At 72.7% G+C, this 20,266-nt stretch carries 15 protein-coding genes and 1 pseudogene; 11 read left to right on the forward strand and 5 right to left on the reverse strand.

Features of this window, described 5'->3' with window-relative positions; all coding sequences use genetic code 11:
- The coding region (locus AB0J64_RS37065) for a response regulator transcription factor (protein ID WP_364037954.1) at window positions 1-425 on the reverse strand (425 nt) is incomplete at its 3' end.
- A 70-nt stretch (window positions 426-495) separates the two neighbouring features.
- On the opposite strand from AB0J64_RS37065, the gene AB0J64_RS37070 reads away from it, so the two are divergent.
- Window positions 496-2,187, forward strand: coding sequence for a GAF domain-containing protein (locus AB0J64_RS37070; protein ID WP_364037957.1), 1,692 nt, complete (start codon window positions 496-498; stop codon window positions 2,185-2,187).
- A 7-nt stretch (window positions 2,188-2,194) separates the two neighbouring features.
- Here AB0J64_RS37070 and AB0J64_RS37075 read toward each other — a convergent pair whose 3' ends face one another.
- A complete protein-coding gene (locus AB0J64_RS37075) occupies window positions 2,195-2,602 on the reverse strand; it encodes a pyridoxamine 5'-phosphate oxidase family protein (protein WP_364037960.1) in 408 nt (135 codons plus the stop codon).
- 266 nt (window positions 2,603-2,868) lie between these two features.
- Between AB0J64_RS37075 and AB0J64_RS37080 the strand changes: the two genes are divergently transcribed.
- From AB0J64_RS37080 to AB0J64_RS37090, 3 genes are all read left to right on the forward strand, one after another.
- Window positions 2,869-3,978, forward strand: a complete 1,110-nt coding sequence (locus tag AB0J64_RS37080; RefSeq protein ID WP_364037963.1) for a YbdK family carboxylate-amine ligase — start codon at window positions 2,869-2,871, stop codon at window positions 3,976-3,978.
- Window positions 3,979-4,036: 58 nt separating this feature from the next.
- Window positions 4,037-4,519: a CBS domain-containing protein gene (locus AB0J64_RS37085; protein ID WP_364037966.1), complete on the forward strand. Its 483-nt coding sequence runs from the start codon at window positions 4,037-4,039 to the stop codon at window positions 4,517-4,519.
- A gap of 70 nt (window positions 4,520-4,589) precedes the next feature.
- On the forward strand, window positions 4,590-6,437 hold the full coding sequence (locus tag AB0J64_RS37090) for a polysaccharide lyase family 8 super-sandwich domain-containing protein (protein WP_364037969.1): 1,848 nt from the start codon (window positions 4,590-4,592) through the stop codon (window positions 6,435-6,437).
- On the opposite strand, the gene AB0J64_RS37095 is transcribed toward AB0J64_RS37090, so the two are convergent.
- A complete protein-coding gene (locus AB0J64_RS37095; RefSeq protein WP_364037972.1) occupies window positions 6,434-7,531 on the reverse strand; it encodes a hypothetical protein in 1,098 nt (365 codons plus the stop codon). The genes AB0J64_RS37090 and AB0J64_RS37095 overlap by 4 nt on opposite strands.
- A 67-nt stretch (window positions 7,532-7,598) precedes the next feature.
- Here AB0J64_RS37095 and AB0J64_RS37100 point away from each other — a divergent pair, with 67 nt between their 5' ends.
- Together AB0J64_RS37100 and AB0J64_RS37105 are read left to right on the forward strand one after the other, a co-directional pair.
- On the forward strand, window positions 7,599-10,124 hold the full coding sequence (locus tag AB0J64_RS37100; RefSeq protein WP_364037975.1) for a LuxR C-terminal-related transcriptional regulator: 2,526 nt from the start codon (window positions 7,599-7,601) through the stop codon (window positions 10,122-10,124).
- 231 nt (window positions 10,125-10,355) lie between these two features.
- Window positions 10,356-10,967, forward strand: a pseudogene (locus tag AB0J64_RS37105) (alpha/beta hydrolase); the annotation flags it as partial.
- Between the two features lie 85 nt (window positions 10,968-11,052).
- On the opposite strand, the gene AB0J64_RS37110 reads toward AB0J64_RS37105, so the two are convergent.
- Both AB0J64_RS37110 and AB0J64_RS37115 read right to left on the reverse strand, forming a co-directional pair.
- The gene (locus AB0J64_RS37110) at window positions 11,053-13,359 is read right to left on the reverse strand and encodes a glycoside hydrolase N-terminal domain-containing protein (RefSeq protein WP_364037978.1); all 2,307 of its coding nucleotides are present in this window, start codon (window positions 13,357-13,359) and stop codon (window positions 11,053-11,055) included.
- A 44-nt stretch (window positions 13,360-13,403) separates the two neighbouring features.
- On the reverse strand, window positions 13,404-13,556 hold the full coding sequence (locus AB0J64_RS37115; RefSeq protein WP_364038126.1) for a hypothetical protein: 153 nt from the start codon (window positions 13,554-13,556) through the stop codon (window positions 13,404-13,406).
- A gap of 449 nt (window positions 13,557-14,005) precedes the next feature.
- On the opposite strand from AB0J64_RS37115, the gene AB0J64_RS37120 reads away from it, so the two are divergent.
- From AB0J64_RS37120 to AB0J64_RS37140, 5 genes are all read left to right on the forward strand, one after another.
- A complete protein-coding gene (locus AB0J64_RS37120; protein WP_364038129.1) occupies window positions 14,006-14,131 on the forward strand; it encodes a hypothetical protein in 126 nt (41 codons plus the stop codon).
- A 178-nt stretch (window positions 14,132-14,309) separates the two neighbouring features.
- Complete coding sequence (locus AB0J64_RS37125) at window positions 14,310-16,601, forward strand: LuxR C-terminal-related transcriptional regulator (protein WP_364038120.1); 2,292 nt, start codon at window positions 14,310-14,312, stop codon at window positions 16,599-16,601.
- A 9-nt stretch (window positions 16,602-16,610) separates the two neighbouring features.
- Window positions 16,611-18,122, forward strand: a complete 1,512-nt coding sequence (locus AB0J64_RS37130) for a sugar ABC transporter ATP-binding protein (RefSeq protein WP_364038123.1) — start codon at window positions 16,611-16,613, stop codon at window positions 18,120-18,122.
- Window positions 18,116-19,117, forward strand: a complete 1,002-nt coding sequence (locus AB0J64_RS37135; RefSeq protein WP_364037981.1) for an ABC transporter permease — start codon at window positions 18,116-18,118, stop codon at window positions 19,115-19,117. Before AB0J64_RS37130 ends, AB0J64_RS37135 begins: the two co-directional genes overlap by 7 nt.
- Before the next feature lie 10 nt (window positions 19,118-19,127).
- Window positions 19,128-20,261 carry a substrate-binding domain-containing protein gene (locus tag AB0J64_RS37140; RefSeq protein WP_364037984.1) on the forward strand — a complete coding sequence of 378 codons (1,134 nt, stop codon included), beginning with the start codon at window positions 19,128-19,130 and terminating at the stop codon, window positions 20,259-20,261.
- Window positions 20,262-20,266 lie beyond the last annotated feature (5 nt).

Here is a 20,266-nt window from a genome sequence, read left to right on the forward strand (position 1 = left end):
GCCGCCTGGTCGCGCAGCCGCTGCAGCATGGCGGCGGTGGTCTGCGGGTCGAGCAGCGACTGCCCGGAGGCGACCGTGCGTACCGCGCCCACCAGATCGGAGCCGTGGATCTGCTTGAGCACGTAGCCGGAGGCCCCCGCCATCACCGCGTCGAACAGCGCGTCGTCGTCGGCGAACGAGGTCAGCATCAGGCAGGCCAGCCCCGGCAGACGGGAGCGCACCTCCCGGCACACGTCCACGCCGCTGCCGTCCGGCAGTCGCACGTCGAGGATCGCCACGTCGGGCCGCAACGCGGGGACGCGAGCGATGGCCGACTCGGCCGTGCCGGCCTCGCCGATCACCTCGATGTCCTCCTCGGACCCCAGGAGCGCCGCGACACCCCGCCGCACGACCTCGTGATCGTCGACGAGGAACACACGAATCATATTTACGACGCTATCCGACCGCAGGCTTGGAGATGGGCATCGCCGCAGGTCAGATGCGACACTGAGAGATGTGGAGAGCGAGCGTCACCCGTTGATGCCGCAGATGCGGCTCGATGAGCTGCTGGCCGAGTTGCAGATGCGGCTCAATGCCGTGCTGGCCACGCGGGACCGGGTGCACGCGCTGCTCGAGGCGATCGTGACGGTGGGCGGCGAGCTCAGCCTGGAGGCCGTGCTGCACCGCATCACGGAGACCGCGACGAAGCTGGTGGACGCCAGCTACGGTGCGCTCGGCGTGGTCGGCAAGGAGCACACGCTCATCCAGTTCATCCCGGTGGGACTGACCGAGGAGGAGACCGCCAGGATCGAGCACTGGCCGCGCGGCCTGGGCCTGATCGGCCTGCTGATCAAGGATGAGCGGCCGCTCAGGTTGGCCCGCATCGCCGACCATCCGGAGTCGTACGGCTTCCCGCCCGGCCATCCGCCCATGGGCGCCTTCCTCGGCGTCCCGATCCGGGTGCGGGAGGAGGTTTTCGGAAACCTTTACCTGACCGAGAAGCGCGGTGGCGGCGAGTTCGACGAGGAGGACGAGGCCATCGTGATAGCGCTGGCCACCGCCGCCGGCGTCGCCGTGGACAACGCCCGACTGTACGAGGTGTCGCGGCGGCGTGAGACCTGGCTGCAGGCGTCGTCCGAAGTGAGCACGAGCCTGCTGTCCGGTGCCGACCTGGGCCAGGTGGTGAGCCTGGTGGCGGCTCGCGCCCGGGAGATGACCGACGCGGACCTGGTCGAGGTGCTCGTGCCCGAGCCGTCGAGGCAGTCGCTGATCGTGGAGTTCGCGGCGGGTGAGGGCGCGGAAGAGCTGCCGGGCGCCGTCTTCGTGGTGTCGGAGACGCTCGCGGGTCAGGTGTTCACCGAGGGCGAGCCGATGTCCGACGCGGACATGCAGAGCGCCCCGCGTCCCGGCTCGCCGCTGCGGCGGCTGGGGTACGGGCCGGTGCTGATGGCGCCGCTCGGGAACGCGCCGAGCGTGCGCGGGGTGCTGGTGCTGGCCAAGCGGACCGGGCGGTTGCCGTTCAGCGATGCGGATCAGCAGATGCTGCAGGCGTTCGCCTGCCAGGCGGCGATCGCGTTGGAGCTGGCCGAGGCCCGCCGCGACGCCGAACGGCTGGGCCTGCTGGAGGACCGCGACCGCATCGCCCGAGATCTGCACGACGTGGTCATCCAGCGCCTGTTCGCGACGGCGATGACGCTGATGAGCACGATCCGGCTGGTGGAGCGGCCGGAGGCGGCCAAACGGGTCCAGCACGCGATCGACGAGCTGGACGAGACGATCCGGCAGATCCGTTCGTCGATCTTCGCACTGCAGGGTTCCGCCCAGGCCGCACCCAGCCTGCGCGGGCAGATCGTGGCGCTCGTGGAGGGCGCCGCCGGCCACCTGGGCTTCATGCCGGGCCTGCGCATGGAAGGGCAGATCGACACCCTGGTTCCCGAGCCGGTCGCCGAGCATCTGCTGGCCGTGCTGCGCGAGGCCCTGTCCAACGTGGTCCGCCATTCCCGCGCGACCCGCGCCGATGTTCTCGTCCAGGCCGCCGATGCCGAACTCGTCCTCATGGTCACGGACAACGGCGTCGGCCTGGGCGAGACCGGACGCCGCAGCGGCCTGCGCAACGTGGAGGACCGGGCCGCCTGCTTGGGCGGCACCGCGGGGTTCGCCGGCTCCGAAGAGGGCGGCACCCGGCTGTGCTGGCAGGTCCCGATGTGAGGCCGGCTCAGTCGGCGATGCGGCGGCCGGACACCTGCTCCGCCTCGACCACGATGTAGTGGTCCCGGTTCCCGGGCGCCCAGGCCGTCAACGGCAGCTCCGCCAGCCGGTCGCGCTCGGTCGGGTCCGTCACGGCCCGCGCGAGCCCCACCGCGGTGACGGACCAGCCGGTACGCCGCTCCAGATCGAAATTGTCGGCCTCGAACGCCACCACGGCTCTTCTGGTGGCGGCGGCCAGCTTCGATCCGGTCGAGGTGCGGATCACGATGGAATGGCCGTCGAGATGGAAGTTGACCGGCTGCACGGCCGGCAGAGCGTGATCGGTGAACACGATCCGCCCGATCGGTGCCGTGGACAGCAGGTCAAGGCACTCCGCGCGCGAGAGCACCTGAAGTCCGGACGAGTCGACCTGCATACCCTCACCCTCTCTGCTCGGAGCCCGTCAGCGTAGAGGCGAAAGTCCCGTCCTACAGAACAGCCAGTCCGTCAGCCCCGCGTCCATGGCGCCGGGCACGCTCGTCACCATCGACGGGACCGGTGGAGAGGTCGCCGTCGGCAGCCCTCGCAGCGCCGCAGAACGCCTCAGAAGCGCCCACTGAGCAGGTGCTTTGCGGGCTTGCCGAGGAGGCCGTCCAAGCGCGACTCTTAGATGAGCGGGTCATCGCTTCGGGGGAGGTTGCGATGAGCGCATACGGCACGACCATCCCTGCGGCGCGTCCCCGGACGCTGACGGTGGGCGTGGAGGAGGAGTTCCTGCTGCTGGACCACGCCGAAGGCCGTCCGGCCCTCGCCGCGCCGGCGATCCTGGCGCTGCTCGACGGCGACCCTTATGTCAAGGCCGAGGCCATGCGCTACCAGCTCGAGACGGTCACCGGCGTGTGCACGGACCTGGCCCAGGTGGCGGAGGAGCTGTCCCGCCACCGGACGCTCGCCTCGCGTGCGGCGGAGGAGCTCGGCTGCCACCTGGTCGCCTGCGGCATCGCTCCCCGGCAGGTGCCCGGCCTGTCCGCCCTCACGGCCGACGCCCGCTACCGGGAACTGGCCGCCCGCCACGGCTCCCTGGTCGCGAGCTCCTGCACCTGCGGCTGCCACGTACACGTCGGCATCCCCTCCCGCGAGCTCGGCGTGCAGATCCTCACCCGGCTCCGGCCCTATCTGGCCACCCTCCTGGCGCTCAGCGCCAACTCGCCCATCGCCGACGGCGGCGACACGGGCTGGGCCAGCCGCCGCCACCGGCAGTGGAGCCGCTGGCCGACGGCGACGCCTCCCCGCGTCTGGCGGTCGGCGGCCGACTACGACGCCGCCGTGTGCCGCCTGATCCGTCGCGGCCGTGCCATGGACGAGCGGAGCGTGTACTTCCACGCCCGCCTGTCACCGCGCTACCCGACGGTGGAGCTGCGCGTCATGGACACCTGCCTCTCGGTCGAGGACACCCTCCTGATGGCGGCCATGGCACGGGCGCTCGTCGCCCTGGCCATCGCGGACGTGAACCGCGGCGTGCCCGTCCCCGCGATGAGCGACAGGCGGATCGTCGCCGAGCTGGACGCCGCCGCCCGCCACGGCCTCGACGCGCCGGCCGTCGATCCGTACACCTCGCGCGTCATGCCGCACCGCGACCTGCTGGAGAGCCTCCTGCCGCGCCTGCCCGAGCCCGAACCGATCGCCCTGCTCCTGCGGGGCCTCGCCCTCCGAGGCACGGGTGCGGCCAGGCAGCGGACGATGTGGGCCCAGGCGGGCTCACCCCGGCGCTTCGCCCAGCTGCTCGCCGGCGCGACACAGGCTCGAGCGTGAGGGTAGGGGTCGACATATGGGGATACGCACGTGGCGGGCCTGTCGCGAGGGAGGGGTCATGACCGTCGAATCGCTGACCGCCGAACAGGTCATGAGCCGGGTCCTGGTGGCCATCAAGCCGGACGAGTCACCGTTGATGGCCTGGGAGCTGATGCGCCGCGCCGACGTGCATCACCTGCCGGTCGTCGACGGACGGCACGTGCTGGGCATCCTGACGCGGGAGCAGGTGGCGGCGTCCTGGTCGGGCGGGCCGCAGGAACAGTCCGGCCGCCAGGTGCGGACGCTGCTGGGGCGTGAGCGCAGACCGGTGGTCCGGCCGGACACCCCGTTGGCCAGGGTGGCGGGGACGATGCTGGACGCCGGGTGCGACGCCGTGCCGGTGGTCGACGGCGGCGGGCTGGTCGGCCTGGTCACCGCCTGTGACGTGCTGGCGGCCGTCGCCGGACGGGTCCGGCCGGCCGAAGGAGCCGGTGAGATGGTCACCGGGATGTTCCACCTTGAGCCCGTCCTGCCTCCGACGCCCTCGCCGGGAGGCACCTGACGAAGCCGCTCACCTCACCGTGAGCCGCTGACCCGTTCCGGATTCGCACGTTCCGGGTACGGCGGACGGCATGAACACGATCGGCATCGTGCGGGACCGTCTTCTGGCCGCCCTGGCGGACTCGGCGGCCCCCGTGGACGCGCCGGGCCCCGGCGGGACGTGGCCGGACATCGACTACGCGGGCCGGGACGTGGCCGTCTGGGAGCCGTTCGAGCACCTGCGCCGGCTGGCGAGGCTCGCCCGCGACGCCCCCGCCCAGGCGTTACGCGCCCTCGACGTCTGGCTGGAGCTCGATCCCCACTGCCCCAACTGGTGGTACAACCAGCTCGGCGCGCCGCGGCTGCTCGGTGACGCCGCCCTCCTGCTGCACGCGCGCCTGTCCGCAGGCCAGAGCTCCCGTGTGGCGCACGTGCTGGAGCGGGCGGCCTGGGACCGGATGGCGGGCCAGAACCTGCTGTGGGCGGCGGAGGTCGCGATCCGCCGCGGCCTGCTGACGGGCGATCTCGACGTCCTGTCCGACGCGTTCGGCCGCGTGGAGGCAGCGCTGGCCGTCGGGGAAGGCGAGGGCATCCAGGCCGACCAGAGCTTCCACCAGCACGGCGCCCAGCTGTACTCCGGCGGCTACGGCCACGCCTTCGCCAGGGACGCGGCGGCGCTGGCCGCCCTGGCCGCGGGGACGCCGCCGGCCTTCTCCGGCCGGGCGCTCTCCGTGCTCGCCGACTTCCTCCTGGACGGTCAGCGGTGGATGGTGCACGGCGGGCGGTACGACATCGCCTGCATGGGACGCGAGAGCTCCAGGCAGGGCAACTCCGGGCAGGCGCGCGAGCTGGCCGCGGCCGCCCGCGCCCTGACCGACGCGCCCCGGCGGCAGGAGCTCGCCGACTTCGCCGACCGTCTCGACTCCGGAAAGCCGCTGGTCGCCGGTGCGCGCTACTTCTGGCGCTCCGACTACCTGGCGGTGCACCGTCCCGGCTGGTCGGCGGCGGTGAAGACGTCATCGACCCGTACCGTGCTGTCCGAGGCCGGCAACGGGGAGGGGCTGAAGGGCCGGCACCTCTGCGACGGTTTCACGCCCCTGTGGCGTGCCGGGCGCGAGCACGCCGAGCTGTGGCCGGTGTGGGACTGGCGGCACCTGCCGGGCACCACGGTCGTCTACCGGGCCGGCCCGCTGCCGGTGTCCTCCGGCTTCGACGAGGACGCCGGGGGATCCGGCTTCTCGGGCGGCCTGTCCGACGGCGAGTACGGCCTGGCCGCCATGCACCTGCGACGGGACGGGCTCGAGGCACGCAAGGCCTGGTTCTTCTTCGCCGACGAGTACGTCGCCCTGGGCGCCGGCATCAGCTGCGGCGACGCGGACGCGCCCGTGCACACCACGATCGACCAGAGCGCGCTGACGGGCCGGGTCGTCTGCGACACCGCCGTGGTCGCGCCGGGCTGCACCACCGTCTGCCCGGACGCGCGCCGGATCCACCACGACGGCGTCACCTACGTCTTCCCCGAGCCGGCCACGGTGACCGTACGCGCGGGCCTGCGCCAGGGCAGCTGGGCCGAGCTCAACCGCTCCCAGTCCGACGCCCCGCTCAGCGCCCCGATCCTCGAGCTCTGGATCGACCACGGCGTGCGGCCCGGCGACGCGTCCTACGCCTACATCACGGTCCCCGGTGAGGCCGGCGCCCCGGAGGCGATCAGCGTGCTCGCCAACACCCCGCGGCTGCAGGCGGTACGGCACAGCGCGCTGGGCGTCGTCCAGGCCGTCTTCCACGAGCCCGGCGTGCTCCGCGTGCCCGGCGGCCCGGACATCACCGTCGACCGCCCTGTCCTGCTCCACCTCCGGGAGGCCGGGGGCCACCTCGCCCTCGCGACCGCCGGCCCGTACGGGCACGGGCCCGCCGCCGTGGTCGGCATCCGTCACGGCTAGGGGAGCAGGGAGCGTCCCAGATCGACGATGAAGCGGGCGAGCGCGGCCCGCCTGCGGAACAGGTCGTGCAGCTCGGGGGTGGGCTCCTGGCCCAGAAGCTCGATGGGGATCGCGGTCCACGCGCTGCGCAGCACCAGCGCGGCGACGTAGCCGAAGGAGACCTCGCCGGGATCCGCGACGTCGGCCGTCGCGGCGGCGTACGCGGCCTCGATCGCCTCATGGACGGCCGGCAGGTCCGCGGGGTCGAGCTCGCCGGTGTGCGCGCGGCCGACCAGGAGCTGGCCGAGGTCGAAGCCCACGGCCGCCGGGTACGGCCAGCCCCAGTCGACGGCCACGAACTCCGCCGAGCCGTCGGCCGGGACCAGCAGGTTCATGGGGCCGGCGTCGCCGTGGACGTGGGTGTGCGGGAGGCGGTCCAGGGCGTCCAGCAGCAGGTCGATCCGGTCGGCGAGGGCCAGGAGGTCGGCTCGCAGCAGAGGGTCGGCGTTGGCGGCGACCAGCGGATGGCGCCACGTCGCCGGGTCCCGCAGGATCGGCAGGAACAGGCCGGCGACCGGACCCGCGCAGTAGTAGTGGAGGCTGCGGTTGAGCGGCTCGCGCGGCGCGGCCGAGCGGCCCGCCACGGGCCGGGCGGCGGCCAGGTCGCCCAGCAGGCGGGCGGCGACGCGGTAGCGGTCCAGGTCCCACGCGGCGGGAGCGACCGGCACGTCCTCCAGCCACATGACGAGCCGGTCGTCCCCCAGGTCGTCCAGCCGGTACATCCGGGGCAGCCGCAACCCGGCGGGAAGCGGCGGGCGGGCCAGGTAGACGTCCGCGTCGGCCCGCCAGGGGAAGTGCGCGAGCGCCGCGGCCCGCGTCTCCTCGGGTATCGCCGCGAACAAGGCCGAGTGCTTGATCGCGTGGATCGACTTGACGAAGAACGACCAGCTCACGCCGCCGGTCGTCGTGCCGCGCACGCGGTGGAGCGAGGCCGTCGACAACGACCCGGGACCATGGTGAAGCAGCTCGACGTGCTGCTCGGCGATCTCGGCCAGCGGGTCGCCGAGGCTCGCGCGGACGAGGTCCGTCAGGCCGGTGGTCAGCGTCACGGTCATGGGCCCCAGCATGCTGGGTGCGACGGCGCTCTCGCATGAGCATGGCCTACTCAAATACGCTTTCGCCGTGGCAGCCTCCTGGCCGTTCATCGGGCGTGCGACGCAACTCGCGGAGATCAGCTCCGCCTCCCGGGGCGTGGTCGTCGCCGGTCCGCCGGGGACGGGCAAGAGCCGCCTGGCGGCGCAGGCCGTACACGGTCTCGACGGGGTCGCCTGGGCGCGGGCCACCGCGGCCGCCGCGGAGATCCCGCTGGGTGCCTTCGCCCCGCTGCTCCCCGCCACGCCGCCCGCCGGCAACCCGCTGGGCTGGGCGGCCGCCGCGCTGCGCGCGCCGGTGCTGGTGGTGGACGACGCCCACCTGCTCGACCCGGCCTCGGCCGCGCTCGTCCACCACCTCGTGACGCGGGGCGGCACCCGCGTGATCGCGACGCTCCGCAGCCGGACGCCCGTGCCGGACGCGGTCCTCGCCCTGTGGAAGGACGATCTGGTGCCGCGGCTGGAGCTGGAGCCGTTCTCCCTGGAGGAGACGGAGGCCGTCCTGGAGGCCGCTCTGGGCGGCCGGGTGGAGGCGGCGACCGTGGCCCGGCTGTGGCGCGCCAGCCAGGGCAACGTCCTCTACCTGCACGAGCTCGTGCTGTCCGGGATCCTCACCGAGGACGGGGACGTGTGGCGCTGGCGTGGGCCGTTGACGATCACGCCCACGCTGCGCGAGACCATCGCGGGCCGCATCGGCGAGCTGACCGCGCGGGAGCGGGAGGCGCTGGAGCTCCTGGCGTACGGCGAGCCGCTCGGCGCCGACCTGCTGGCCGTCCTCGGCTCCCTCGACGCCGTCCAGCACCTGGAGGACCGGCAGCTCGTCACCGTGCAGGCGGACGGCCGGCGGCTCCAGGTACGGCTCGCGCACCCCCTGTACGGCGAGGTCATCAGGGACGGCTGCGGCGTGCTGCGCGCCCGCACGATGATGCGCCGACTGGCCCAGGCGGTCACCGAGGCCGGGCTGCGACGGCGCGAGGACGTGCTCAGGGTGGCCGTCTGGCGGCTGGACAGCGGCCTGCCCGGCGATCCCGGGCTGCTGCTGGCGGGCTGCGAGCGCGCCCGGGTCGTCCGGGACCTGGAGCTGGCCGTACGGCTCGGACGCGCGGCCGTGGCCGCGGGCGGCGGGACGCCCGCGCTGGCCGCGCTGGGCACCGTGCTGTTCTACACCGACCGGCACACCGAGGCCGAGGAGATGTACGCCACCGCCTGGGCGGCGGAGATGACCGAGGTGGCCCGGACCGACCTGGGCGTCCAGCGGGCACTGAACCTGACCGTCGGGCTCGGCGACGTCCCACGGGCACGAGCCGTCCTGGAGGAGACCACCCGGCTCGCCGGCGGCGACGGCGCGCGGCAGGGCATCCTGATCATGCGGGCCGTCCTCGCCGCACTCACCGGCGACGTCGCCGCCGCAGAGGACCTGCTCGCGCGGACGCGGGACCTGGGCCCGCTCAGCCCGCACGGCGAACGCATGATCGGCGGGGCCGACGCGGCCGTCCTGCTGGCACGGGGCCGGGCCGCGGAATGCCTGGCCCGCGTGGCGGAGGCCCGCGCCAGGCTCGCGAAGGAACCGGACGCCATGCGCAGCCTCTCCGCCGCCCTGACCGGCTACGCCGCGAACGCCGCGCTGCTGCTCGGCGACCTGGACAGCGCCGAGCGGTTCGCGGATGAGGGATACGACCTGGGCGGCCGGTTCGGCAGCTGGACGCGGGCGATCCTGGAGTTCGGCACAGCGAAGGCCCGCGTGCTGCGGCTGCGCGGCCGGCTCACCGACGCGCTCGCCTGGGCCCGCGACACCGTCGCGCGGCTGCCGCCCACCGGCGTGCTGGCCGGAGCCTGCCTGGGCGAGCTCGCGCACGCGTACGCGCTCGTCGGCGACCTGGCCGCGGCCGAGGAGGCCCTGGCGCGGGCGGAGGCCACGGGCATGCCGATCGGCCCGTACGTCGTCCTGCCCCTCCGCTTCGCCCGCGCGTGGACGCTGGCCGGTCGCGGCGACGCGGCCGGGGCCGTCGATCTCTGCCTGGAGACCGCCGAGAGCGCGCTGCCCTGCGACGTGCCGTTCGCGCTGCACGACGTCGTCCGGCTGGGCCGTCCCGACCTGGTGTCCGCCAGGCTCGCCGCGCTCGACGTGGAGAGCCCGCTGGTCGCGCTCTTCGCACGGCACGCCGCCGCCCGCGACGGCGCGGAGCTCGACGCGGTCTCGGAGGGCTTCGAGCGGCTCGGCCTGCTGCTGTACGCGGCGGAGGCGGCGGCGCAGGCGGCCGCCCGCCACCGCGAGGCCGGGCTGTGGCGCGGCGCGCGGGCGGCGGAGACCCGCGCCTGGCGGCTCTCCCAGCGCTGCCAGGGCGCCCGCACGCTCGCCCTGATGGACCTCGACGTCCCGGGCCTGACGCCGAGGCAGCGCGAGATCGCGGTGCTGGCCGCCCAGGGGCTGACGAACCGCGAGATCGCCGAGCGGCTGGTCGTGTCCGTCCGCACCGTGGCCAACACGCTGTACGCCGTCTACGACAAGACCGGCGTCAACGACCGCGCCGCGCTCGCCGCCATCCTGAATCGCTGATCATCTCCTCAAGAGAGGAAGAGCCGGCGCCCGCACGCCGTTGAACGCCACCCCGAAAACACCCCAAAGCACCAGTAACTTGCAAATAAGCCCTTCAGCTTGGATGCGGTGCTGACACGTCGAAATGGGCAGTCAACTTCCTGATGCTTCCCGTATGGGCGGATTGCGATGCTGGCGGCATGGGCCGCCCACCGGCGGCGCACATGCACCTGGAGAGAGCGAGTGAGCATGCCCGATATCAGCCTCTCGCCGGAGGCCAAGTACCCCACCGCGATCGAGGAGAGCTACGCCGCACTCCAGTGGATCTCCGAGCACGGGGCCGAGCACGACCTCGACCCGGCCCGCATCGCGGTGGCCGGCGACTCCGTCGGCGGCAACATGACCGCGGCGACCACCATCCTGGCCAAGCGGCGCAACGGGCCGAGGCTCGCCGCGCAGCTGCTGTTCTACCCCGTCACCGACGCGAACTTCGACACCGGCTCCTACGAGCAGTTCGCCACCGGTTACTTCCTCAGCCGCGACGGCATGAAGTGGTTCTGGGACCAGTACACGACCGACCCCGCCCAGCGAGCGGAGATCACCGCCTCGCCGCTGCGCGCGAGCCTGGACGAGCTCGCCGGTCTGCCGCCCGCGCTGGTCATCGTGGCCGAGGCCGACGTGCTCCGCGACGAGGGCGAGGCGTACGCCGCCAAGCTGCGCGCCGCCGGCGTCCCCGTCACGGCCGTGCGCTACCAGGGGATCATCCACGACTTCGTCATGGTCAACGCGATGCGCGACACGCACGCCGCGAAGGCGGCCACCCAGCAGGGCGGCGAGTTCCTCCGCGACGCCCTGCGCTCCTGAGCGCCGGCACGCCCGACCATCAGGTGATGTGGCGCAGCAGCGCCGCCACGATGTCGTTCACCTCGAACGTGATGGTGCGCCCTGATCATCGCATGTCGTTCTGGATCGTGTACGCCTTGCCGGCACGGGCGTCCCAGCTCAGCACGTCACCGTCGCGGCGTGGGCGCACCTCCTGGCCCTGCTCGTCGCGGACGCGGTAGCGCCCGGCGATGAACGGCGACCTGACCCTGATCGGGCCGGTCCTGCCCGGGCGCACGGTGACGGTGTCCGGGGCGCCGTCCTTCCAGGCGGCGTCCACGGTGACGTCGCCGTGGGCGCGCAGGCCCGACACCGAGCCGTCCTTCCAGGCGGACGGCAGCGCGGGCAGCACGTGCACCACGCCGTGTCGGCTCTGCAGGAGCATCTCGGCGATGCCGGAGGTGGCGCCGAAGTTGCCGTCGATCTGGAACGGCGGGTGGGTGTCCCACAGGTTGTCCAGCGTGGAGCTCTTGAGCTGCTCGGTGAGCATCTTGTGCGCGTGGTCGCCGTCCAGCAGCCGCGCCCAGAAGTTGATCTTCCAGGCCTTGGACCAGCCGGTGCCGCCGTCGCCGCGCGCGTTCAGCGAGACCTTGGCCGCCTCGGCCTCCGGCGTGCCGGCCGCGATCTGGTCGCCCGGGTGCAGGGCGTACAGGTGGGAGACGTGCCGGTGGGTGTCGGTCCTGGAGTCCCAGTCGCTCTTCCACTCCTGCAGCTGCCCCCAGGAGCCGATGCGCAGGCCCGGGTCGAGCGCGGCCAGGGCCGCCCGCACCTCGTCCTGGAACGCCTCGTCCACGCCGAGCTGCTCCGCCGCGGCCAGGGCGTTGGTGAACACCTCGCGGACGATCTGCTGCGACATCGACGCGCCCGCGGAGAAGTCGCCGTGCTCGGGGGAGTAGCTCGGGGAGACCACGAGCCTGCCGTCACGCGGGTCGGTGTGCAGGAAGTCCAGCCAGAACTCCGCCGCGCCCTTGATCACCGGGTACGCGGTCTCGCGCAGGTAGCCCAGGTCGCCGGTGAAGCGGTAGCTGTCGTACAGGTGCTGGGCGGTCCAGGCGGCGGCCTCGGGGAACCAGAACGAGGTGGCGTAGGCGTGCACGCCGGTGAAGCCGAAGGGGTTCGTCTCGTTGTTGACCACCCAGCCGCGCGCCCCGTACATCTCCTGAGCGGTCTTGCGCCCCGGTGCGACCAGGGCCGCGATGTAGCGGTCGTAGGGCCGCGTGGTCTCGTGCAGATGGGTCTGCTCGGCGAGCCAGTAGTTCATCTGCAGGTTGATGTTGACGTGGTAGTCGGCCGCCCAGGGCGGGCTGGTGGAGTCGTTCCACACGCCTTGCAGGTTGGCGGGCAGCACGTCGTTCTCGCGGGAGGAGGAGATGAGCAGGTAGCGGCCGTAGGCGAAGAACAGCGCCTCCAGCGCCCGGTCACCGGGCGAGTCGCCGCCGGTGTAGCTCTGGCGCAGCCGGTCGGTGGGGACGGCCGGCGCCGGGCCGCCGAGGTCCAGCCGCACGCGGTCGAACAGCTCGCGGTAGTCGGCGACGTGCGCCTTCTTGAGCTCGTCGTAGCTCTTGGCGGCGGCGGCGTCCACCGCGGCGGTGACCTTGGCGTGCGGGTCCTCGCCCCTGTAGGCGGGGTAGGTGTCGGCGTAGTCGGTGCCGGCCGACAGCACGAACACGGCGCTGTCGGCGCCGGTGACGGTGATCCTGTCCCTGTCGTCGGTACGGGTGCCGCCCTCGGCGATCACCTGCACCTGGGCCTCGAACGCCATCCCGTTGTCGCTCAGCCGGCCCCGGATGGTGAGCCGGCCCCCTCTGGCCGTGACGGTCTTGTCGTCGCGCGGCGAGGTGTGCCGCAGCGTGAACGACACCTTGCCGCCCTGGTCGGCGGAGAGCCGTCCGACGATCACGTTGCCGGGGTTGGCCGCGAAGCACTCGCGCGTGTGGCGGACACCGTCCGCGGTGTAGCCGACCCGGGCCACGGCCTCCTCCAGGCTCAGCTCCCGGCGGTAGGCGGTGGGGTTCTCGGGCGCGCCGGCGAAGTCGAGGTGGAGATCGCCGAAGGTCTGGTACGCGCCGAAGCCGGTCTTGGCCTGGCCCAGCTTGGCGGCCACGTCGTCCGGCGCCATCCTGCCGTCGCGGTCGATCTGCCGCTGGACCTCGGCGACGGCGTCCGGGCGCGGGCTCTTCCAGTTGCCGTGGTCGTAGCCCGGCGAGCCCGGACCCCCGGTCCATAACGTCTTCTCGTTGAACTGGATCTGCTCGGACGCCACGCCGCCGAAGATCATGGCGCCCAAGGGGCCGTTGCCGATGGGCAGCGCCTGGGTCTCCCAGTCGGTGGCGGGCCTGTCGTACCAGAGGGTCAGGTCAAAGGTGGTGCTCACACCGTCAACCTTCTCAAAACGGACGCCGTGCCCGCCACGGGTGACTACCGCTCCTCGTACGTGATCTCGTACTTGGCGGCGATGCGGTTGAGCTTCTCCGGGTCGAGCTGTCCGTCAGTGGTGGTGGCCTCCGGCCCGGCCTCGAAGAGGTCCTCGAGGTAGCACTCCCATCCTCCGGGCGTGGAGATCTGGATCACCCGTGGGGGCGGAGCCCTTGCGCAGGGCGTGCGGGACGCCGTGCGGCAGCAGCACGAACCCGCCCGCGGCGACGTGCTCGACCCGGTCGTCGAACTCGACCTCCAGCACGCCGTCGAGCACGTAGACGCATTCGTCGGCGACATGGTGGACATGGCGGGGGATGTCGCGGACCAGCCCGGGAGCTGTTCTCCGAGCATGGTCATGACGTGCAGATGTCGGAGGTCGCCCGGGTGGCCGGAGTCGGCGTCGGGACCCTCTACCGCAAGTTCCCGACCCGTGAGGTGCTGATCGAGGCCGTCGCGGAGCAGCGTTCCGCCGAGATGCTCGCCTTCGCGCGGGCGCGATGCCCGGCCGAGTCCGATCCGGTGCAGGCGCTCGACCTGTTCCTGCGCCACGTCGGCGAGGTGCTGGCGGGCGATCGCCGGACGCGACGACCGCGGACGTCAACATGGTCGTTTGCGGCCTGGCGGCCGTCATTCGCAACTCGGCCGGTGACTGGCGGCGGTATGTCGAGATCGCGCTCGACGGCCTGCGCCCTCGCAGACCGTCCAGCAGCCCGGAGATGCCCGACTAGAGCAGCATTTACACGTGCCGTGCCATGGCATTACCCGCCACGGGTAAGTAAACATGTCGCGGGGAATGCGGCGGTGGCCATGCGTGTCATCCCGATAACCAGGTCAAAAAGCCGAAAGATTACGTTACGCATCATCGGCGACTTCCTTGAGTCAGGTGAACTGGGTGCTATGGAGGCGATGACCCGATCTCGTGCGGGGAACCTCCCGCTCGAGCTCACCAGCTTCGTCGGTCGCAGGCAGGAAATAGCCGAGGGCAAGCGCCTGCTCGCGACCGGCCGGATGGTGACGCTCACCGGTGTGGGCGGGGTGGGCAAGACCCGGCTGGCGCTCCGGATCGCCGCGGAGATGTCGCGGGAGTTCCGTGACGGGATCTGGCTGGTCGACCTGGCTCCGCTGACGGCGGGGGACCTGCTCGCGGACACGGTCGCCGGTGTCGTCGGCTGCCCCCAGCCGGACCTGGCCTCGCTCGCCGAGTACCTGCGTGACAAGCGGTCGCTGCTGGTGCTGGACAACTGCGAGCACCTGCTCAGCCAGTGCGCCGCCCTGGCCGGTGACCTGCTGGCGATGGCTCCTGGCCTGAGCGTCCTGGCCACGAGCCGGCAGGCGCTGCACCTCACGGGGGAGCGGATCCTCGAGGTCCCGCCGCTGACGGTGCCGGAGGCGGCCGAGGCGACGATGGACGACGCCCTGCAGAACGAGGCCGTGCGGCTGTTCGAGGATCGCGCCGCGTCCGTCGTGCACGACTTCCGGGTCAACGACGCCAACAGCGCGACGGTGGCGGAGCTGTGCCGGCGGCTGGAGGGTATCCCGCTGGCCATCGAGCTCGCCGCGGTGCGCGTGCAGGTCCTGTCCGTGGAGCAGATCCTCGAGCGCCTCGCCAACCGGTTCCGGCTGCTGACGACCGGGCCCACCACCGCGCCGCCGCGGCAGAAGACGTTGCGGGCGCTGCTGGACTGGAGCTATGACCTGTGCTCCGCCGAGGAACGGGCGCTGTGGGAGCGGTTGTCGGTCTTCTCCGGCGGCTGTCGCCTGGAAGCGATCGAACATGTGTGCTCGGAGGACGGGATCGCCCCAGAAAGCGTGCTCGACGTGCTCGGCCGGCTGGTGGACAAGTCGATCGTGCAGCGCCGTGGGCGGGGCCGTTTCGGGATGCTGGACACCCTGCGCCAGTACGGACTCGAGCGGCTCGCGGCTGCCGGCCAGGACAGATCCCTCCGGCTGCGCCACCGCGACTGGTGCCGCGGGCTGGCCGCGCAGGCCGAGACCGAGTGGTTCGGCGAGCACCAGATGGAGTGGCTGGGCCGCCTCACCGAGGAGCAGGGGAACGTGCGGGCCGCGCTGGAGTTCTGCCTGAGCGAGCCGGGGGAGGCCTGGGCCGCGCTCGAGATCGCCGGCGCGATGTGGAGCCACCGGCTTTCGTGGAGCTCTCCGAGCGAAGGCCACCACTGGCTGGAGCGGGCGCTGGCCCAGGAGGCCGACGCCGGCAGCGTACGGGCCAAGGCCCTGTGGGTGGACGCGTGGCTCGTGCTGCTGCGCGGAGAGGCGGAGGCCGCCAAGCCGCTGCTGGAAGAGTGCCGGGAGCTGGCGGCCCGGCTGGGCGACGAGGCCCAGCTCGCCGGGGCGGTCCACATCACGGGGTTCGCGACGTTGCTGGCCGGCGACTTCGGCCGGGCGTTCGAGCTCCTGGAAGAGGCCCTGGCCCGGCGGCGCGCCCTGGGCCATCGGGGCAATGCCTGGGTGGCGCTCTTCCAGCTGGCCATGACCGCCGTCCTCATGGGCGATCGGCGTTCGGCGAAGCTCTGCGAGGAGGTCCTGGAGACGGCCGAGCAGGCGAACGCCGAATGGTCGGTCTCGTACGCGCTGTGGGTCGTGGCTCTGGACCGGTGGCGGCAGGGCGCGTACCGGCCGGCCGTGAGCATGATGCGGGACGCCGTCCGGCTGAAGCTGCGCTGCAACGACCACCTGGGCCTCGCCCAGTGCCTGGAGGGGCTGGCCTGGATCCTGGCCGACGACGGGCAGCACGAGCAGGCCGCGCAGATGCTGGGCGCCGCCCACATGGTCTGGCGGTCGATCGGCACGTCACTGCCGGGGCTCGGTCACCTGGCGGGCCTGCACGACCGGTGCGAGTCCGCCGTCCGGCAGCACCTCAAGGAGGCGACGTTCAAGGCGGCCTTCGACCGCGGCTCGGAGTTCAGTCTCGACCAGGCCGCGGCGTGCGCGCTGGACGAGAAGCTCACCCGGCCCGCGGAAGCCCTCCAGCCCGAGTCCGACGTCACCTCGATCCTCACCCGCAGAGAGCGGGAGATCGCCGAACTCGTCGCCCAGGGCCTGAGCAACAAGCAGATCGCCGATGCCCTGGTCATCTCGCAGCGCACCGCCGAGTGCCACGTGGAGAACATCCTGCGCAAGCTGAACTTCACGTCCAGGTCGCAGGTGGCCAAGACGTGGACCGCGCGCCAGGCCGGTTGAGGCATCGTGATGATCAGTCCGGGACCGGCGAGCGTCCCCGATCCGCTCATCCGGATCAGGGGTCTGCGCAAGCACTTCGGCGGCATCCGCGCGCTGGACGGCGTGGATCTCGAGCTCCACCGCGGCGACATCCTGGCCCTGCTCGGCGCGAACGGCGCCGGCAAGTCGACGCTGATCAAGATCCTGGCCGGGATCCACCAGGCCGACGGGGGAGAGGTGACCGTGGCCGGACAGCCGCTGGGCAGCCGCGCCGCCGCCGCTCGCATGGCGTTCATCCACCAGGACCTCGGCCTCGTGGAGTGGATGACCGTCGCGGAGAACGTCGCACTCGGCGCCGGATACGCCCGGCGCGGCGGCCTCATATCCTGGCGCGCGGTGGACGACCGCTGCCTGGACGCCCTCCGGATCGTCGCCTGCCACCTCGACCCGGACGAGCAGGTCGCTCACCTGACGCGCGCGGAGCGCTCGCTCGTGGCCATCGCCCGCGCGCTGGCCACGGACGCGAGGATCGTCGTGCTCGACGAGCCGACCGCCTCCCTGCCCCTCGCCGAACGCGGCCGGCTCTTCGACGTCCTGTGCACGCTCCGTGACCGCGGTCACGGCATCCTCTACGTCACCCATCGGCTCGACGAGGTCTACCGGGTCGCCGACAGGGTCGCCGTGCTGCGCGACGGCCTTCTCGTCAGCCAGGGCCCGCTCGCCGGCCGCGATCCGGCCGGCCTCGTACGCGACATCGTCGGACGGGAGAGCACCCGCCACCGGCCCCACGTCCGCAGGCCACGGGAGATACTCCTCCGCCTGGAGGGCGTGCGCACCAGCCAGGCCGGCCCGGTCGGATTCGCCCTCCGGGGCGGCGAGGTGCTCGGCCTTGTCGGGCTCGCGGGCGCCGGGCACTGGGAGATCGGGCGTGTGCTGGCCGGCGCGCGCCCCATGCTGTCGGGCCGCGTGCTGCTCGGCGGCCGCCCGTACCGGCCGGCCTCGATCTCGGCGGCCGTCGGCGCGGGCGTCGGCCTCGTCACCGGCAACCGGCACGAGGAAGGGGCCGCCGAGAACCTGAGCGTACGGGAGAACCTCCTGGCCAACCCCGGGACGCGCGGCCGATCGCCGCTGAGCCCGCTGAGCCCGCGTCGTGAGCGCGCCGAGACGGCCGAGCTCATGACGCGTCTGCACGTCCGCCCCGCCGACACGGAGGCGCCCTTCGGTGATCTGTCAGGCGGGAACCAGCAGAAGATGCTGATCGGGCGGTCGCTCACGGCCCGCCCCCGCCTCCTGGTCCTCGAGGAGCCCACGGCCGGCGTCGACGTGGGCGCCAAGGCCGAGATCCAGCGGTTGCTCGACGAGGCCCTGGCGACCGGGATGGCCGCGCTCCTCGTCTCGGCCGACTTCGAGGAAGTCGTGAACCTGTGCGACCGCGCCCTGGTGTTCGCGCGGGGAGCGGTGACCGCCGAGCTGGGCGGCGCCGCCCTCACCGCCGCAGCCCTCGCCCGCGCGGCCACGACCTGCGGGACGGGCCGTTGCTGATCAACGATCCCGCGCGCCGGCGACGGCTCTCCGCCGACCGGCTGATCAGCGGCTACGGACTGCTCGTGCTGGCCGTCGTCCTGTTCGCCGTGTTCGCGCTGGCGCTGCCGGACACGTTCCCCACCATGGCCAACCTGACGGCCATCGTCTCCGCCTATTCGATCATCGCGATCCTGGCGCTGGGCGCGATGATCCCCATCGTCACGGGGCACTTCGACCTGTCCATCGGGTACGGACTGGGGCTGGGGCATGTCATGACGCTGCTCCTCGTCGTCAACGCCGGATGGCCGTGGCCGCAGACCTGCCTCACCGTGCTCGCCGGCGGAGTCGTGGTCGGCATGGTCAACGGCCTGCTCGTGGAGTTCGTCCGCATCGACTCGTTCGTCGCGACGCTCGGCACCGGCAGCGTCCTGTACGCGATCACGGGCTGGGTGACCCATGGCGCCCGGATCTTCCCGGGCCCCCGTGGCCTGCCGGAGGGCCTGACAGGCCTGTACGAGTCGAGGCTGCTCAACGTGCCCGTGCCCGCCTTCTACGTCCTCGCCCTGGCCGCCGCGCTCTGGCTCATGCTGGAACGGCTCGCCGTGGGCCGCTACCTCTACGTCATCGGCTCGAACCCGCGAGCGGCGGAACTGGTCGGGATCCCGATCCGCCACTACGTCATCCTCGCCTTCGCGATCTCCGGCCTGGTGACCGGCTTCGCCGGGGTCCTGCTCGCCGCCCAGCAGCAGATCGGCAACCCGAGCGTCGGGCTGGACTACCTGCTGCCGGCGTTCGTGGCCGCCCTGCTCGGCTCCACCACGATCAGGCCCGGGCGGCCGAACCCGTGGGGCACGGTCGTCGCCGTCGCGGTCCTGGCCATCGGGCTGTCCGGCATCAGCCAGCTGGGAGCCGACTTCTGGGTGACCCCCCTGTTCAACGGCATCACCCTGCTGATCGCGGTCGGGCTGGCCGGCTACTCCGCGCGGCGCCGGGCGCACGCCCGCGCCCAATGAGGAGCCGGACATGAACCTCATCCGGGCCGGCGCGGCGCTGGCGCTGGCCGCCGTGCTCGCGGGCGGCTGCTCGCGCGGCCCGGAGCACCCCGCCCCCGGCCGGATCCCCTCAGCGAGCCCGTGCCCCGGCGTGGTCGGCACCGCCGCGCGGGAGGTCGCGCGGGCCGAAGCGGTGGACGTCCCCTGGACCGGTCCCACGAGCGGGCCGCGGGCCGTTCCCGGCAAGAGCGTCGTCTTCGTCGCGTCGACCATGACCAACCCCGGCGTGGCCGGCGTCGCCGGCGGGGTGCAGGACGCCGCGCGGTCCGTACGATGGAGCGTCCGCGTGATCGACGGCCAGGGCACCCCCGCCGGGATACGGGCGGCTCTGGGTCAGGCGATCGCGCTCCGGCCGTCGGGGATCGTCATTGGCGGGTTCGACCCGAACTCCGTGGCTCAGCAGGTCAAGCAGGCCAACGCCGCCGGCATCCCGCTCGTGGGCTGGCACGCGACCAGGTCGCCCGGCCCCAGCGCGCGTCCCAAGCTGTTCACCAACGTCACGAGCAGGGTCGAGGACGTCGCGAGGATCAGCGCGTACTGGATCATCGCCAGGTCGAAGGGCGACGCCGGAGTCGTGGTCTTCACCGACTCCTCGATCCCGTTCGCGGAGAACAAGTCCCAGCTCATCAAGAAGACCCTGCTGAGCTGCTCCGGCGTCAAGCTCCTCTCCTACGAGAACATCCCGCTCCCCGACGCGGGCAGCCGCGTGCCGCAGGCGGTCTCGTCCCTGCTGGCACGGTTCGTCGACCGCTGGACGCACTCGGTCGCCGTCAACGACCTCTATCTGGCCGACGCCGCTCCGGCGCTGCGCGACGCCGGCCGGCCAGGCGGCGGGCCTCCCTACTCGATCGGCGCCGGGGACGGCGATCCGTCGGCGTTCGAGCGGATCCGCGACCGCCAGTTCCAGCAGGCGACCGTCCCCGAGCCGTTGAACGCGCAGGGCAGCCAGATCGTCGACGAGCTGAACCGCGCGTTCGCCGGTCGCCCGCCGAGCGGCTACGTCTCGCCGGTGCATCTGACCACGACGGAGAACGTGAACGGCGCCACGTCATGGGACCCGCGCGGCTACCGCGAGGCCTACCTGCGGATCTGGCGAGGAGGCTAGGACAG

Origin of the sequence: Nonomuraea sp. NPDC049695 (assembly GCF_040674955.1) — a bacterium.
Classification (GTDB): domain Bacteria; phylum Actinomycetota; class Actinomycetes; order Streptosporangiales; family Streptosporangiaceae; genus Nonomuraea; species Nonomuraea helvata.

What these genes read in the sequence shown, in the direction of transcription:
- AB0J64_RS37075 (WP_364037960.1), bottom strand. Translation starts at nt 2,602, where the DNA reads ATGCAGGTCGACTCGTCCGGACTTCAGGTGCTCTCGCGCGCGGAGTGC.
- AB0J64_RS37080 (WP_364037963.1), top strand. Translation starts at nt 2,869, where the DNA reads ATGAGCGCATACGGCACGACCATCCCTGCGGCGCGTCCCCGGACGCTG.
- AB0J64_RS37085 (WP_364037966.1), top strand. Translation starts at nt 4,037, where the DNA reads ATGACCGTCGAATCGCTGACCGCCGAACAGGTCATGAGCCGGGTCCTG.
- AB0J64_RS37090 (WP_364037969.1), top strand. Translation starts at nt 4,590, where the DNA reads ATGAACACGATCGGCATCGTGCGGGACCGTCTTCTGGCCGCCCTGGCG.
- AB0J64_RS37095 (WP_364037972.1), bottom strand. Translation starts at nt 7,531, where the DNA reads ATGACCGTGACGCTGACCACCGGCCTGACGGACCTCGTCCGCGCGAGC.
- AB0J64_RS37120 (WP_364038129.1), top strand. Translation starts at nt 14,006, where the DNA reads ATGGTCGTTTGCGGCCTGGCGGCCGTCATTCGCAACTCGGCCGGTGAC.
- AB0J64_RS37125 (WP_364038120.1), top strand. Translation starts at nt 14,310, where the DNA reads ATGACCCGATCTCGTGCGGGGAACCTCCCGCTCGAGCTCACCAGCTTC.
- AB0J64_RS37130 (WP_364038123.1), top strand. Translation starts at nt 16,611, where the DNA reads ATGATCAGTCCGGGACCGGCGAGCGTCCCCGATCCGCTCATCCGGATC.
- AB0J64_RS37140 (WP_364037984.1), top strand. Translation starts at nt 19,128, where the DNA reads ATGAACCTCATCCGGGCCGGCGCGGCGCTGGCGCTGGCCGCCGTGCTC.